A 15,482-nucleotide genomic window follows, 5' to 3' on the forward strand; every position below is an offset into this window, starting at 1 on the left:
CTCCCCCTCCTCCCCCCTTCGGGGGAGGGGGCGGGGGGGGGGTCCGGGGGTGGGGGGAGTGCGTGCCCCCCCTCGTACGCGGCCGCCAGCCCCCTCGCACGCGGATGTGAGCCCCGGCGTACGTGCCCCGGCGCCCGGTCCGCACCGTGCCCCGGCACCCGGCCCGCGCCGCCCGCCACCGCCCCGGCCCGGAAGGTGCCCTCGAACATCCGCGCGCGAGCGCATAGCATCCGGCCATGTCGTCCTCGACCAATGGCCAGTGGTACCCGCCGGAGTGGCCGGACCGCATCCGGGCACTCGCCAACGGCGAGCTGACCCCCGCCGAGCCCCGGCGGGCCGCGACCGTCCTGCTGCTGCGGGACTCGGACACCGGCGGCCCCGCCGTCCACATGCTGCGCAGACGCGCCTCCATGGCCTTCGCAGGAGGCGCGTACGCCTATCCGGGCGGCGGCGTCGACCCACGGGACGAACGGCCGGTGGCCTGGGCGGGTCCCTCGCGCGCCCAGTGGGCGGTCCGTATGGGCGTCGACCCGGCCACCGCACAGGCCATCGTGTGCGCGGCGGTGCGCGAGACGTTCGAGGAGGCGGGTGTGCTCCTCGCGGGCGCCTCGGCCGACACGGTCGTCGCGGACACGACGGGCGAGGACTGGGAGACGGACCGCGCGGCCCTGGTGGCCCACGAGCTGTCCTTCGCCGACTTCCTGGGCCGCCGCGGTCTGGTCCTGCGCTCCGACCTGCTGGGTGCCTGGGCACGCTGGATCACGCCGGAGTTCGAGCCGCGGCGCTACGACACCTGGTTCTTCGTCGCCGCGCTGCCCGAAGGCCAGCGCACCCGCAACACGTCCACCGAGGCGGACCGCACGGTGTGGATCCGCCCCGAGGACGCGGCCGCCGGCTACGACCGCGGCGAGCTGCTGATGATGCCGCCGACGATCGCGACGCTGCGCGGGCTCCAGCCGTACGCCACCGCCGCGGACGCACTGGCGGCCGCGGAGGCCCAGAACCTGACGCCCGTGCTGGCCCAGGCGCGCCTCGTGGGCGGCGAGATCGTGCTGAGCTGGCCGGGGCACGACGAATTCACCAAGCACATCGCGCAGACGGACGCCGGCAGCGGCACCCCCGGGGGCGCCGCATCCGACGGCCCCTCAGGCGCCCCCAGCCCCTCGGGAGGGACCTCCGCATGACCGACGCAGCCGCTCTCCCGGGCCAGCCCCGAGGCGGAGCGATCACCGGGCAGGCCACCCCGCGGGCGCACTGCGTGCTGGCCCCCAACCCGTCGGCGATGACGCTGGACGGCACGAACACCTGGATCGTCGCCGAGCCGGACTCCGATCTCGCCGTCGTCATCGACCCGGGACCGCTCGACGAGGGACACCTCAGAGCCGTCGTCGAGACCGCCGAACGGGCCGGCAAGCGCGTCGCGCTGACCCTGCTGACCCACGGTCACCCGGACCACGCCGACGGGGCCGCCCGCTTCGCCGAGCTGACCCGATCGGCCGTACGGGCGCTGGACCCGGCGCTGCGCCTCGGTGACGAGGGACTGGCAGCCGGCGACGTCATCACCACCGGGGGCCTCGAACTGCGGGTGGTCCCCACACCGGGGCACACCGCCGACTCGCTCTCCTTCCATCTCCCGGCCGACCGTGCGGTGCTGACCGGGGACACCATCCTGGGGCGCGGTACGACCCTGGTCGCGCACCCCGACGGCCGGCTGGGCGACTACCTGGACTCGCTGCGCCGGCTGCGCTCGCTCACGGTGGACGACGGCGTGGCGACGGTCCTGCCGGGGCACGGGCCGGTGCTGAACGATGCCCAGGGGGCCGTGGAGTTCTATCTGGCGCACCGCGCCAACCGGCTCGCCCAGGTGGAGACCGCGGTCGAGGCCGGGCACCGGACCTCCGCCGCCGTCGTCGCGAACGTCTACGCGGACGTCGACCGGTCGTTGTGGCCGGCGGCCGAACTGTCCGTACGGGCGCAGTTGGACTACCTGGGCGAGCACGGACTGATCTAGGACTCGCAGCGGGGGCTCGTGGCGGTCCGGCCGGCTTGCCCGCCGCGAGGCCCCGTCAGCAGGTTCACGGCCGGGGGGCCTTCGCCCCGTGGACGGCGAGGTACTCGTCGGCCAGCCAGGGCGCGAGGCCGGCCAGCAGCTCGTCCAGCAGCGTGGGGTACGCGGCGGGCGTCCGGGCGGCGCGCGCCGCGGCGCGCATCTGCTCGGCGTGCGCCGGGTAGTAGCGGCCGAACACCTCCGCGGACCGGCCGAGGTCGCTGGTCCAGCCGCCCCAGCGCGGCATGACCAGCGTGAACCCGGTGCGTACCAGCCGCCGCGCCACGCCCCGGGTCAGCCGGGTGCGTTCGGCCGCCGTGACGGCCGCTGCGGCCTTCGCGCGCAGACCGGACAGGTCGCGGTGGAGGTCGCCGTTCGTCTCGCGTGCCAGCAGCGAGGTGGGCCGGTAACGGGGCAGCCGCGAGGCCAGGTCCGGGCCGCTGAGCGGCGTGCACAGACAGGCCACGAACCAGCCCAGGTCGTGCCGCTCCGGCTCGCTCAGCAGCCGGTCCACGCCGTACAGCAGCAACCCTGCGCCGTCGATCTGCCCGTAGGCGGCATCGAGCTCCTCCTCGACGGCGCGCGCGGCGGCCCGGTCGGCGTCGGTCGGCTCGTCCCGTAGGGCGAGCAGCGCGTCGAGGTCGGACACCCCGGCGACGGCGGTGCCGCGCGGAATGCTGCCGAAGAGGTAGCCGCTGTGCAGGCGGCCGGGACCGAAGTGCTCGGCGAGCCGGGCGGTGAGCCCGGCCACCACGGGCGCGAAGGGCGCGGACACGCGGTCCAGGGACCCTTCCCGTACGAAGCAGCCGTCCCGGTCCAGCCCCGTGCCGTTGGTCATGGCGCCACTATGGCGAGCCGACGGGCGGGTCCGCGAGGGAAATAGTGAGGGCCCCGCCGGAGCGGGGCCCTCACCGAGGCTGTCTGCGGGTGCCGTCAGCGCGAGCGCTTGGCCAGCCGCTCGACGTCCAGCAGGATCACGGCGCGCGCCTCCAGGCGCAGCCAGCCGCGGCCCGCGAAGTCCGCGAGCGCCTTGTTGACCGTCTCGCGGGAGGCGCCGACCAGCTGGGCCAGCTCTTCCTGCGTCAGGTCGTGCACGACGTGGATGCCCTCCTCGGACTGCACGCCGAAGCGGCGCGACAGGTCCAGCAGGGCGCGCGCCACACGGCCCGGCACGTCCGAGAAGACCAGGTCGGACATCTGGTCGTTGGTCTTGCGCAGCCGGCGGGCGACCGCCCGCAGCAGGGCCGTGGCCACCTCGGGCCGGGCGTTCAGCCAGGGCTGGAGGTCGCCGTGGCCCAGGCCGAGCAGCTTGACCTCGGTCAGGGCGGAGGCGGTGGCCGTACGGGGGCCGGGATCGAAGAGCGAGAGCTCACCGATCAGCTCTCCGGGCCCGAGAACGGCAAGCATGTTCTCCCGGCCGTCCGGGGAGGTGCGGTGCAGCTTCACCTTGCCCTCGGTGACCACATAGAGGCGGTCGCCTGGGTCCCCTTCGTGGAACAGGGCGTCGCCGCGGGCGAGCGTGACCTCTCCCATTGAGGCGCGCAGCTCGGCCGCCTGCTCGTCATCGAGCGCCGCGAAGAGCGGTGCGCGCCGCAGAACGTCGTCCACGAGATCTCTCCTTGTCGACATGCTCCGGGGGACTGTGGTCCCCATCATGCCGGAATGCAAAACAGTGCGATCAATCACAAGTTTGCCGGACCGGTGCCCTCCGCCATAAGGCAGGGGGCCGATTGGGCCCACGAATCACGGTGATCAAGCCGGATGTCAGTGGGTGGCCTTAGTCTGGCCGAGTGTCCAATACGCCGGTGAGAGCAGAGGACTGGGGGGCCGGACGAGTGAGCGCAGGGCGTGATTCCGCTGTGGGCGAACAGGCATCCGGCGGAGCGGCCAATTCGGATAAAAGTAACAAATCGCACCACGAGGAGCCGGTCGAGCGGAAGCTGACCGTCCGGATGTCCGGCGCGTCGACCGGCGACGCGGCCCACCACCGCCAGGCCCGTGACCACGACGGTCACCACGGCGACGGACACGACCACGACGTCCACCCCCTCACGACCACGGCGAAAGCCCTCGTGACGGACGCATACGGGCGGCACGCCGCGGCGCGGACGTCCGGTACGAAGACGCAGGCAGGCAAGAGCTCGGCAGGAAAGAAGGCCGCCGTGAACGACACCCCTGAGAAGCCGACGGCGGCCAAGAAGGTCCCGGCGAAGAGAACCACCACCAAGGCCCCGGCCAAGAAGACCGCCGCCAAGAAGGCCCCGGCGACGAAGGCCACCACCAAGGCCGTCGCGAAGGAAACCACCGCGAAGGCTGCGGCCGAGAAGGCGCCGGCCAAGAAGGCCCCCGCGCGCAAGCCCGAGTCCCGGACCGCCCTCGTGCGGCGGGCCCGCCGGATCAACCGCGAGCTGGCCGAGCTGTATCCGTACGCCCACCCGGAGCTGGACTTCACCAACTCCTTCGAGCTGCTGGTCGCCACGGTCCTGTCCGCCCAGACCACCGACATGAGGGTCAACCAGACCACGCCGCGCCTCTTCGCGGTCGCGCCGACGCCCGAGGACATGGCCGCGCTGCCGCCCGAGGAGCTGGAGGAGCTGATCCGCCCGACCGGCTTCTTCCGGGCCAAGACGAAGTCGCTGCTCGGGCTGTCCGCGGCGCTGCGCGACCGGTTCGGCGGCGAGGTGCCGGGCCGCCTGGAGGATCTGGTCACGCTCCCCGGCGTCGGCCGCAAGACCGCCAACGTGGTGCTCGGCAACGCCTTCGGCGTCCCGGGCATCACCGTCGACACCCACTTCGGCCGGCTGGCCCGCCGCTTCGGCTGGACCACCCAGGAGGACGCGGACAAGGTCGAGGCGGATGTCGCCGCGATCTTCCCCAAGAGCGAGTGGACGATGCTCTCGCACCGCGTCGTCTTCCACGGCCGCCGCGTCTGCCACTCCCGCAAGCCCGCCTGCGGCGCCTGCCCGATCGCCCCGCTGTGCCCCTCGTACGGCGAGGGCGAGACGGACCCGGAGAAGGCCAGGAAGCTGCTCAAGTACGAGCTGGGCGGCCAGCCCGGGCAGCGGCTGAAGCCGCCGGCCGACTATCCGGGGCAGCCCGCGCCCCCGATGGCGCCCCCGGCGGCCGCTTCATGACGGCAGCCGCGACACCCCTGCGGGGGACCCACCATCGACATCGGACCTGAGGGGGCGCGGATGAGGAGTGCACGGGAGCAGCAGTACGGCGAGGAGGCCGCCCTCGACGGGGCGGTGGCCGGCCGGGAGGTCCCGGTGACGGCCGACGGCCTGCCCGAGTGGCTGGCGCCGGTCGCCCGCGCGGCCGGCACGATCGAACCGCGGCAGCTCAGCCGCTTCCTGCCGCCCGAGCACGGCGGCCGGCAGTCCGCGGTGCTGATCCTCTTCGGCCACGGCCCCCGCGGCCCCGAGCTGCTGCTGATGGAGCGCGCCGGCACCCTGCGCTCCCATGCCGGCCAGCCCTCCTTCCCCGGCGGTGCCCTGGACCCCGAGGACGGCGACCCCGAGGGCCCCGGCCCGGTACGGGCGGCGCTGCGTGAGGCCCAGGAGGAGACCGGCCTCGACCCGTCCGGCGTACAGGTCTTCGGCGTGCTGCCGCGCCTCTACATCCCCGTCAGCGGCTTCGTGGTGACGCCCGTGCTGGGCTGGTGGCGGCGGCCGAGCCCGGTCGGCGCGGTCGACCAGGCCGAGACCGCCCGGGTGTTCACCGTTCCCGTGGCGGATCTCACGGATCCCGCCCATCGTGTGACAACGCGCCACCCCAGTGGCCACGTAGGTCCGGCGTTCCTTGTCGAGAACGCCCTGGTCTGGGGGTTTACCGCCGGCGTGATCGACCGGATTCTGCATTACGCCGGGTGGGAGATTCCGTGGGACCGTGACAAGCAGGTCCCGCTCGACTGGCGCTCGTGAGACGGTGTCCGGCGTGAACGTCCTGGACATCCTGCTGCTGGTCGCGGCCGTGTGGTTCGCCATCATCGGCTATCGGCAAGGCTTTGTCGTCGGCATCCTGTCCGTGATCGGCTTCCTCGGAGGCGGACTGATCGCGGTCTATCTGCTGCCGGTGATCTGGAACGAGATCACCGGCGATGCCACGCCCGGCACCTTCGCGGCCATCGCGGCAGTGGCCATCGTGATCGTGTGCGCATCCGTGGGCCAGGCGCTCACCACCCATCTGGGCAACAAACTGCGCCGCCACATCACCTGGTCACCCGCCAGGGCGCTGGACGCGACCGGCGGCGCGCTGGTCAACGTCCTCGCCATGCTCCTGGTCGCCTGGCTGATCGGCTCCGCGCTGGCCGGTACGTCCCTGCCGACGCTCGGCAAGGAGGTCCGCAACTCCAAGGTGCTGCTCGGCGTCTCCCGGGTGCTGCCGCCCCAGGCCAGCACCTGGTTCGCGGACTTCTCCTCGGTACTCGCGCAGAACGGCTTCCCGCAGGTCTTCACGCCGTTCTCCAACGAACCGATCAACAATGTGCCGGCGCCCGACCCGCAGCTCGCCACGAGCCCGATCGCGGCGCAGGCCAAGCGCAGCATCGTCAAGGTCGTCGGTACGGCGCCCAGCTGCGGCAAGGTCCTCGAAGGCAGCGGTTTCGTCTTCGGGCGGCACCGCGTGATGACCAACGCCCATGTCGTCGGCGGCGTGAGCGAACCGACGGTCCAGGTGGGCGGCGTAGGACGCACGTATGACGCCAAGGTCGTGCTCTACGACTGGCGGCGCGACATCGCGGTGCTGGACGTACCCTCCCTGAACGCCCCCGCGCTGCGCTTCGCGAACGCGGACGCGAGCAGCGGCAGGAGCGCCATCGTCGCCGGCTTCCCGGAGAACGGCGGCTACGACGTCCGCGCGGCCCGTATCCGCAGCCGTATCAAGGCCAACGGCACGGACATCTACCACCGCGGCACGGTCGGCCGCGACGTCTACTCGCTCTACGCCACGGTCCGGCAGGGCAACTCCGGCGGCCCGCTGCTCACCCCCAAGGGCGAGGTCTACGGCGTCGTCTTCGCGAAGTCGCGGGACGACTCCCGCACCGGCTACGCGCTGACCGCCGACGAGGTCCGTCCGGACGCCCTGCGGAGCCGTGCGGGCAACCAGCCGGTCGACACCCAGGGGTGCGCGATCTGAGACGGCCCGCGGCGGTCACCGCCGCGGCGGACGCGGGCGGCGCGGGGAGCGGGGCTTCCCGCGCCCGGCCGGCGGACGCCGCGGCTTCAGGTGCGGGGATGGCGCAGGCGCGCGCTCATCCAGCGCGCTCTGCGGCGCAGGATGCGCGGGATGCCCATCGGGTGCGCCGGATCGGGGGATCCGCCGGACCCGAGATCCGGGGCGCCCCTCTCCTGTGTGCCCACGGCAGCGGCGCTGCTGCTGCGGTTGCCTGCCACGTCACGGTAGTCGTGCGTCCAGCCCATACCTTCGACTCTGCCCGTGGCCCAAGGTCCGTAACCGCCGCGGAGACGGCCAATTGGCCTATGCGCCGGGCAAGTGGCCGTTCGTCACAGAGGTGTTCGAGTCCGCCGGGTGCCGGCACCGCTGAGCGGTGTGCGCCGGCCCGTTCAGCGGTGCGCCGGACGGGCCGGCGCACACAGCTCAGCGGTCCGGTTCCGGGTCCTTGAGCCAGTTGATCAGCTCGGTGGAGAACGCCACCGGGTCCTCCTCGTGCGGGAAGTGCCCGAGGCCGTCGAAGAGCCGCCAGCGGTAGGGGGCTTCGACGAACTCACCGGAGCCGGCCGCGCTGCGGGTGCGCATCACCGGGTCGAGCGAGCCGTGCAGATGCAGGGTCGGCACCCTTACGGGCATCTTCATCCGCCGGTTGAACTGGATGCCGTCGGGACGCGCCATCGAGCGCACCAGCCAGCGGTACGGCTCGATGGAGCAGTGGGCCGTGGACGGGATGCTCATCGCGCGGCGGTAGACCGCGAGCGCCTCGTCGTCGGGCTGCCGGGGGCCGGACCAGTCCTGGATCATCCGGCCCACCAGCTCCGCGTCGTCGGCCGTCAGCCGGCGCTCAGGCAGCCAGGGCCGCTGGAAGTTCCAGATGTGCGAGCTTCGGGTGCTCTGCCGTACGTCGGAGAGCATCGCCGAGCGCCACCGCCGCGGGTGCGGCATCGAGGCCACCGCCAGCCGGCGCACCAGCTTGGGCCGCATCACCGCCGCCGTCCAGGCGAGATAGCCGCCCAGGTCGTGCCCGACGAGCGCGGCGTCCGGTTCGCCCAGGGACCGTATGACGCCGGTGACGTCCAGCGCGAGGTTCGCCGGGTCGTAACCCCGGGGGGTGCGGTCGCTGCCGCCGACGCCGCGCAGGTCCATCGCCACCGCGCGGAAACCGGCGTCGGCGAGCGCCGGCAGCTGATGCCGCCAGGTCCACCAGAACTGCGGGAAGCCGTGCAGCAGCAGCACCAGCGGACCGTCGCCCATCTCGGCGATGTGGAAACGCGCGCCGTTGGCCGCGACATCGCGGTGCGACACCTCGTGCCCACCCGGGACGTCGAGTCGTACGACCGAGGCGGTGCTGTCAGGGGCTGTCATACCGATGAGCGTGTCACAGACTCCAGGGCCGGGTGGTCGGCGGCCGTCACCCGGGGGTGCGGCTTGGCCTTCTGCAGCACGGCCGCGGTCTGCCTGGCGGAGTTGATGGACTTCTCCGGCTTCTTGATCTTCTTCATCTTGGCCATCGCGATCAGGGCCAGCAGCCCGGCGAGGACCAGGAAGGCACCGCCCACGATCAGGAACGACCAGGCGAGCCCCAGGCCGAGGTTGTGGATGCCGTAGGCCGCCGCGAAGCTCAGCACCGGCAGCGCGAACAGCGCCAGCGACCCCGCCACGACGAACGCGGCGCTGCCGATGCCCGCGCGCTTGGCGTCCTGCCGCAGCTCCGCCTTGGCCAGCGCGATCTCGTCGTGCACCAGTGCGGACATCTCGGCGGTGGCCGAGGCCACCAGCTGTCCGAGGCTGCGGTCCCTGTTCGCGTCGGCTGCGCTCATCGCCGTCTCCCTCATCTCGTCACCGGATGCAAAGCCTCTCAGATCATGCCGGACCATCGTCTCCGGCGTGCGAGCTGGAGGCCACTTCGGCAAGCCGCCGGTGTTCGGCGGCCTTTGCTTCGTGGATTGCCGCCATCCGGAGGTGGTATTCGGGCTTGTCGAGTTCGTAGATGTCGGGGATGCCGTCCTGGTCCTCGTCGCGCTCCTCTTCCTCGCACAGCTTGCGGTACTTGGCGTTGCGGATCTTCAGGAGCGTGCCGGCGAGGACGGCCGCGAGCAGCGAGCCGATCAGCACCGCCGCCTTGATCTCGGCGGCCAGCGCGAGGTTGTCCGCGAAGGCGAGTTCATCGATCAGCAGCGAGACGGTGAAGCCGATGCCGGCCAGGGAGGCGAGCGCGAAGACGTCCGGCCACTTCAGGTCGGGATTGAGTTCGGCCTTGGTGAAGCGGGCGGTCAGCCACGTACCGCCGAAGATGCCCAGCGCCTTGCCCACCACCAGGCCGAGGACGACCCCGAGCGTCTCCGGCCGGGTGAAGACGTCGTGGAGGGCGCCGCCGGATATGACGACGCCGGCCGAGAAGAGGGCGAACAGCGGGACCGCGAGCCCGGCCGACAGCGGGCGGACCAGATGCTCGATGCGCTCGCCGGGGGACCGGTCCTCGCCGTCGCGGCGGTGGCAGCGCAGCATCAGGCCCATGGCGACGCCGGCGATGGTGGCGTGCACCCCGCTGTTCTCCATCAGCCCCCAGATGACCAGGGCCAGCGGGACGTAGACGTACCAGCCGCGTACGCCCTTGCGCAGCAGGAAGTAGAAGAGCGCCAGGCCGGCGACGGCGAGGCCGAGTGGCAGGAAGCTGATCTTCGAGGTGAAGAAGATCGCGATGATCAGGATGGCGAAGAGGTCGTCGACGACCGCGAGCGTGAGCAGGAAGGCGCGCAGCGCGGCGGGCAGGGAGGTGCCGATGACGGCGAGCACGGCGAGCGCGAAGGCGATGTCGGTGGCGGTGGGGATCGCCCAGCCCTGAAGTGAGCCGCCGCCGAGCGTGTTGACGGTGAAATAGACGGCCGCCGGCATCGCCATGCCGCAGAGCGCGGCGATGACGGGGAGGGCGGCGGCCCGGGGGTCGCGCAGCTCGCCGGCGACCAGTTCGCGCTTGAGCTCGATGCCGGCGACGAAGAAGAAGACCGCGAGCAGGCCGTTGCCGGCCCAGTGCTGGATCGACAGGTCCAGGCCCAGCGAAGCCGGTCCGAGGTGGAAGCCGCTGACCGCCGCGTAGCTTCCGCCGAGGGTGTTCGCCCAGATCAGAGCCGCTACGGCGGCGACGAGGAGGAGGACCCCGCCGACGGTTTCGGTGCGCAGCGCGTCCGCGATGAAGTTCCGCTCGGGCAGCGACATCCGCCCGAGGAACGGGGAACGACGGTTGGTGGGCGCACTCACGGGGGTGACCTCCGGCCTTCGGCAGCTGTGTACGGCTGTTGCAGTTGCCGACCAGACTTCCCGGCGCACCCTGAGTTCTTAGCGTGTCATTGACGCCCTGACCACTTTACCGGGCGGACGCAAGCGGGTATCCGGTGGCCTCACTTTACGGGCATATCGGGCGACCGGCCGCTGGAGCGGAGGCCACGGGCAGGAGCGCCCTGCGGCGCCGGACCCCCGGAAAATCGCGGCGGAGCTCTCGGGAAAACACGGCGGAGTCCCGGGAAAACGCGGCGGAGGGGCACCCGGCCGCCCTGGCCGGATGCCCCTCCGTGGTGTGTCCCGCTCAGTCCTCGGAGGCCGCGCTCGGCAGCTTCGCCTGGATCAGGTCCATCACCGAGGAATCGGTGAGCGTGCTGACGTCACCGAGGTCGCGGTTCTCGGCGACGTCCCGCAGCAGCCGGCGCATGATCTTGCCGGAGCGGGTCTTCGGCAGCTCGGCCACCGGCATGATCCGCTTGGGCTTCGCGATCGGCCCCAGCTGCTGGGCGACATGCGCCCGCAGCTCCTCGACCAGGCCCTCGTCCTCGGCGGCGGTGCCGCGCAGGATCACGAAGGCGCAGATGGCCTGGGTGGTCTGCGGGTCGGTGGCGCCGACGACCGCGGCCTCGGCCACCTTGGGGTGCGAGACCAGCGCGGATTCGACCTCGGTGGTGGAGATGTTGTGGCCGGAGACCAGCATCACGTCATCCACCCGGCCGAGCAGCCAGATGTCGCCGTCGTCGTCCTTCTTGGCCCCGTCGCCGGCGAAGTACTTGCCCTCGAAGCGGGACCAGTACGTGTCGAGGTAGCGCTGGTCGTCGCCCCAGATCGTGCGGAGCATGGACGGCCAGGGCTCGGTCAGCACGAGGTAGCCACCGGCCCCGTTGGGGACCTCGTTGGCGTCGTCGTCCACGACGGTCGCCGCGACGCCGGGCAGCGGCACCTGCGCCGAGCCGGGCTTGGTCGCCGTGACCCCGGGCAGCGGGCTCAGCATCATCGCGCCGGTCTCGGTCTGCCACCAGGTGTCGACGATCGGCGCGCGCTCCGCCCCGATGTGCTTGCGGTACCACATCCACGCCTCGGGGTTGATGGGCTCGCCCACCGATCCCAGGACGCGCAGCGACGACAGGTCGAACTTCGCGGGGATGTCGTCGCCCCACTTCATGCACGCGCGGATCGCGGTCGGCGCGGTGTACAGGATCGTCACCCCGTACTTCTGCACGATCTCCCACCAGCGGCCCTGGTGCGGGCTGTCCGGCGTGCCCTCGTAGAGCACCTCCGTCGCGCCGTTGGAGAGCGGGCCGTAGGTGATGTACGAGTGGCCGGTCACCCAGCCGACGTCGGCGGTGCACCAGTACACGTCGGTCTCGGGCTTGAGGTCGAAGACCGCGTGGTGGGTGTACGACGTCTGGGTGAGGTAGCCGCCGGTGGTGTGCAGGATGCCCTTGGGCTTACCCGTCGTGCCGGACGTGTACAGGATGAACAGCGGGTGCTCGGCGTCGAACGCCTCGGGCGTGTGCTGGTCGCTCTGCCGCTCGACGATCTCGTGCCACCACACGTCGCGGCCCTCGTGCCAGGCGACGTCCTCCTGGCCGGTGCGGCGGACCACCAGGACGCTGCGGACGTTCTCCGTTCCGGGCCTGGTCAGGGCCTCGTCCACGGCGGGCTTGAGCGCGCTCGGCTTGCCGCGGCGGTAGCCGCCGTCGGCGGTGATCACCACGCGGGCGTCGGCGTCCTCGATACGGGTGGCCAGCGCGTCGGCGGAGAAGCCGCCGAAGACGACCGAGTGCGGTGCGCCCAGGCGCGCGCAGGCCAGCATGGCGATGACCGTCTCCGGGATCATCGGCATGTAGATGGCGACCCGGTCGCCGGTCTGCACGCCCAGCTCGATCAGGGCGTTGGCGGCCTTGGAGACCTCGCGCTGCAGCTCCGCGTAGGTGATCGCGCGGCTGTCGCCCGGCTCGCCCTCGAAGTGGAGGGCGACCCGGTCGCCCAGGCCGTTCTCCACATGCCGGTCCACGCAGTTGTAGGCGACGTTGAGCTTGCCGTCGGCAAACCACTTCGCGAACGGCGCGTTGGACCAGTCGAGGGTCTGGGTGGGCTCGGTCTGCCAGGTCAGGCGCCGGGCCTGCTCCGCCCAGAAGCCCAGCCGGTCCGCCGCGGCTTCTTCGTACGCGGCAGCCGTGACGTTGGCGTGCGCGGCCAGATCGGAGGGCGGTGCGAACCGCCGCTCCTCCTTGAGCAGGTTGGCCAGGCTTTCGTTACTCACGACTTCTCCCATTCCCAGGGCGTGCGATATGTCCCAGGCCATAGCTCATCAGCCCGCGACCGACCCTGACAAGGGCTGTGGAAAAATATTGGTGTAGACCTGTCGGCCGCCGGTGCTTTCCCGGGGTGTTGGACGGCCGCCGCGCAGGTCAGACGCCCACCGGTGCGGCCTCCCCGCGGACCGCGCAGAACCGCCCGGTGGCCTCGTCCAGCACGTATGCCTGGGCCTCCCCGACGTGGAAATACATGCCGTGCAGCGTGAGCTTCCCCTCCGCCACCCGCCGGGCCACGCAGGCGTGTTCCCGCAGGTGGTCGAGCTGCTGCAGGACGTTGACGAGCGCCAGCCGCTCCTGGTCGTCGGTCACCGGCCGCCCGCTCAGGGCGACTTCTCCCCGCCCCAGCCGCCCGATGCGCTGCATCCGGGCCAGGCTCGGCCGGCCGTGCCGCAGCCAGCGGCCGAGCGGGGTCGGCTCCGCGTCGTCCGGCGCGGGCGCGTGCAGCAGCGCTCCCATGGCGCCGCACCCCGAATGGCCGCACACCGTGATCGAACCGACGCCCAGCACCTCCACCGCGTACTCGACCGCCGCTCCCACGGAGTCGCAGGAGGTGTCCGAACCGGGGGGCGGCATCAGATTGCCGACGTTGCGCACGGTGAACAGATCGCCGGGTCCGCTGGAAGTGATCATGCTGGTGACCAGCCGGGAGTCCGCGCAGGTCAGAAAGAGCTGGGTGGGCCGCTGGCCCTCGCGCGCCAGCCGCGCCAGCTCCTCGCGCACGAGCGGCGCCGTATGGCGCTGGAACGCGCTGACCCCGCCCAGCAATTGGCCCTCGCTGCTCTCCGGTGCCGCGGTCAGCTCCGGGGCGGGCCGGGTGCAGTGGTGGTTGCGCCACGGCGTCCAGGGCCGGCACGCGTGCGCCCCGGCCGGCTCGGCGACCGGCCGGCCCGAGCGGCCGCCGAGGGCCACCCAGCCGCCGTGCGCCCGGTGGGCGGCGGACCAGGACTGCAGCGCCTCGTAGGCGGCGTGGTCCATGAACGAGCCGCACAGCTCGACGACGACCTCGGTGTGCGCGGGCACCTGGGCCAGCGCCCGGGTCAGCCGCGGAACCGCCAGGAACGTCAACTGCCCGCTGACGCACACCCGGTAGCCCTCGCCCTCCTGGGTGACCGTGATCCGGGTGTGGGTGAGCCTGCGCAGTGCCAGGAAGGCCGCGATCGCGATCCCGGCGAGCACGCCCTGGAGGACGCCGAGGAGTACCACCCCGCCCAGGGTGCCCGCGTACACCGGGAACTCGCGGTGCCGCTGCACATGCCGGATGTGCGCAAAGCTCACCATCCGTACGCCGACCACCATCACCAGCGCGGCGAGCGCGGCCAGCGGGATCAGCTCCAGCACGGCGGCCAGCAGGCCGGCGCACAGCAGCACCCAGACGCCGTGCAGCACGGTGGCCCGGCGGGTGGCCGCGCCGGCCCGTACGTTGGCCGAGCCGCGGATCGCGCCCCCGGAGACCGGCAGGCCCCCCAGCAGCCCCGAGACGGCGTTGGCCACGCCCTGGCCGCACAGCTCCCGGTTGAGCCGCGGGCGGCCGGTGGGGGTGCCGGGACGCCCGGCCGCGAGCCGGTCCACCGCCACCGCCGACAGCAGCGACTCCATACTGGCGACGAGGGTGACGGTCAGCACCGCGGCGGCCAGCGCCGGAACGGACGCCTCCGGCAGCGCGGGAAGCTCCGGCAGCCGCCAGGACGGCAGGTCCACGCGCGGCACCGTCATACCGGCGCTCACGGCCGTCGCGGCGAGCACCGCGGCCAGCGGGGCCGGCAGTACCCGTGCCCAGCGGCCGGCGCGGCCCGGCAGCCGTTCCCAGCCCGCCAGGACGGCGACGGTGATCGCGCCGATCAGCAGCGCGGCGGCGTGCGGGTGGGCCAACTGGCCGGGCAGCGCGGCCGCGTTGTCGAGCGCGGAGCTGTCGGGGCGTCCGCCGAGCACCACATGGAGCTGCCCGAGGGCGATGGTGGCACCGATGCCGGCCAGCATGCCGTGCACGATCGCCGGGCTCACGGCCAGCGTGGCGCGGGCCACGCGCAGGGCGCCCAGGGCGAGTTGGGCCAGGCCGGCCAGGACGGTGATGGCGCAGGTGGCGCGCCAGCCGTAGTGCTGGACGAGGTCGGTGGTGACCACCAGGAGGCCGGTGGCCGCACCGCTCACCTGAAGGGGAGCGCCGCCGAGCAGTCCGGCGACGATGCCGCCGACGGCCGCGGCGACCAGCCCGGCCTGAAGCGGGGCGCCGGTGGCCAGGGCGAGGCCCAGGGACAGCGGTACGGCGAGCAGGAAGACGACGAGCGAGGCCGAGAGGTCCCCGCGCCAGGCGGCCGGACCGGCCCGCTCCGGTCGGGGTTCCTCCGGGCGCGCACGGGGCTCGGGAGGGATCGGGGCGGGCTGCGAGGTGGGCGGCGGCTGCGGCGGCGACTTCTCGATCTGCGACATTCCCGTCTCCTCCGGGGCGACGCGGTCGCGCGGGGCGCGATCGTGGGCGGCGGTGTACTGCGGCAAGACGCGAGCCGGCCGGCGGGCGTCGCGATAGGTGACGGTCCGGTGACTCTCAAGCATCGGTAAATGAAGCGTAATGACGGGTAAAGGCGGTGAGAAGGCTTTGCGGGCATTCGCCCCAATCCACCCACCTATTGGGTGAATATTCAGGCATTCGACTTGTCTTTTCC

Annotated in this window: 13 protein-coding genes; 5 read left to right on the top strand and 8 right to left on the bottom strand. The window is 72.5% G+C overall.

What is annotated here, in order from left to right:
- The first annotated feature begins 236 nt into the window (after nt 1-236).
- Together OO62_RS20140 and OO62_RS20145 are read left to right on the top strand one after the other, a co-directional pair.
- Nucleotides 237-1,184 (top strand): NUDIX hydrolase, encoded by a 948-nt coding sequence (locus OO62_RS20140; RefSeq protein ID WP_033268892.1) that lies wholly within the window; start codon nt 237-239, stop codon nt 1,182-1,184.
- Complete coding sequence (locus tag OO62_RS20145) at nt 1,181-2,011, top strand: MBL fold metallo-hydrolase (protein ID WP_033268893.1); 831 nt, start codon at nt 1,181-1,183, stop codon at nt 2,009-2,011. Before OO62_RS20140 ends, OO62_RS20145 begins: the two co-directional genes overlap by 4 nt.
- Nucleotides 2,012-2,075: 64 nt before the next feature.
- Here OO62_RS20145 and OO62_RS20150 read toward each other — a convergent pair whose 3' ends face one another.
- Both OO62_RS20150 and OO62_RS20155 read right to left on the bottom strand, forming a co-directional pair.
- A complete protein-coding gene (locus OO62_RS20150) occupies nt 2,076-2,885 on the bottom strand; it encodes a nucleotidyltransferase (RefSeq protein ID WP_033268894.1) in 810 nt (269 codons plus the stop codon).
- A 95-nt stretch (nt 2,886-2,980) separates the two neighbouring features.
- Nucleotides 2,981-3,655 carry a Crp/Fnr family transcriptional regulator gene (locus OO62_RS20155; protein WP_006604164.1) on the bottom strand — a complete coding sequence of 225 codons (675 nt, stop codon included), beginning with the start codon at nt 3,653-3,655 and terminating at the stop codon, nt 2,981-2,983.
- Between the two features lie 554 nt (nt 3,656-4,209).
- On the opposite strand from OO62_RS20155, the gene nth reads away from it, so the two are divergent.
- The 3 genes from nth to OO62_RS20170 are packed head-to-tail and all read left to right on the top strand — an operon-like array spanning nt 4,210 to nt 7,183.
- A complete protein-coding gene (gene nth / locus OO62_RS20160; protein WP_033269002.1) occupies nt 4,210-5,181 on the top strand; it encodes an endonuclease III in 972 nt (323 codons plus the stop codon).
- A 60-nt stretch (nt 5,182-5,241) separates the two neighbouring features.
- The gene (locus OO62_RS20165) at nt 5,242-5,970 is read left to right on the top strand and encodes an NUDIX hydrolase (protein WP_033268895.1); all 729 of its coding nucleotides are present in this window, start codon (nt 5,242-5,244) and stop codon (nt 5,968-5,970) included.
- Nucleotides 5,971-5,983: 13 nt separating this feature from the next.
- Complete coding sequence (locus OO62_RS20170; protein WP_033268896.1) at nt 5,984-7,183, top strand: MarP family serine protease; 1,200 nt, start codon at nt 5,984-5,986, stop codon at nt 7,181-7,183.
- 86 nt (nt 7,184-7,269) lie between these two features.
- On the opposite strand, the gene OO62_RS40765 is transcribed toward OO62_RS20170, so the two are convergent.
- The 6 genes from OO62_RS40765 to OO62_RS20195 form a co-directional block, all read right to left on the bottom strand.
- Entirely contained in the window at nt 7,270-7,467 is a 198-nt protein-coding gene (locus OO62_RS40765) for a hypothetical protein (protein ID WP_077193106.1), read from the bottom strand.
- A gap of 178 nt (nt 7,468-7,645) precedes the next feature.
- The gene (locus OO62_RS20175; protein ID WP_033268897.1) at nt 7,646-8,584 is read right to left on the bottom strand and encodes an alpha/beta fold hydrolase; all 939 of its coding nucleotides are present in this window, start codon (nt 8,582-8,584) and stop codon (nt 7,646-7,648) included.
- Entirely contained in the window at nt 8,581-9,039 is a 459-nt protein-coding gene (locus OO62_RS20180) for a phage holin family protein (protein WP_033268898.1), read from the bottom strand. The genes OO62_RS20175 and OO62_RS20180 overlap by 4 nt, the downstream gene beginning before the upstream one ends.
- 43 nt (nt 9,040-9,082) lie before the next feature.
- Nucleotides 9,083-10,477 carry a Na+/H+ antiporter NhaA gene (gene nhaA, locus OO62_RS20185; protein WP_051733456.1) on the bottom strand — a complete coding sequence of 465 codons (1,395 nt, stop codon included), beginning with the start codon at nt 10,475-10,477 and terminating at the stop codon, nt 9,083-9,085.
- A gap of 325 nt (nt 10,478-10,802) precedes the next feature.
- Nucleotides 10,803-12,767: an acetate--CoA ligase gene (acs, locus tag OO62_RS20190; protein ID WP_033269003.1), complete on the bottom strand. Its 1,965-nt coding sequence runs from the start codon at nt 12,765-12,767 to the stop codon at nt 10,803-10,805.
- A gap of 148 nt (nt 12,768-12,915) precedes the next feature.
- On the bottom strand, nt 12,916-15,249 hold the full coding sequence (locus tag OO62_RS20195; protein ID WP_033268900.1) for a SulP family inorganic anion transporter: 2,334 nt from the start codon (nt 15,247-15,249) through the stop codon (nt 12,916-12,918).
- Nucleotides 15,250-15,482 lie beyond the last annotated feature (233 nt).

The sequence above is a fragment of the Streptomyces lydicus genome, from assembly GCF_000717345.1.
GTDB classification, from domain to species: domain Bacteria; phylum Actinomycetota; class Actinomycetes; order Streptomycetales; family Streptomycetaceae; genus Streptomyces; species Streptomyces lydicus.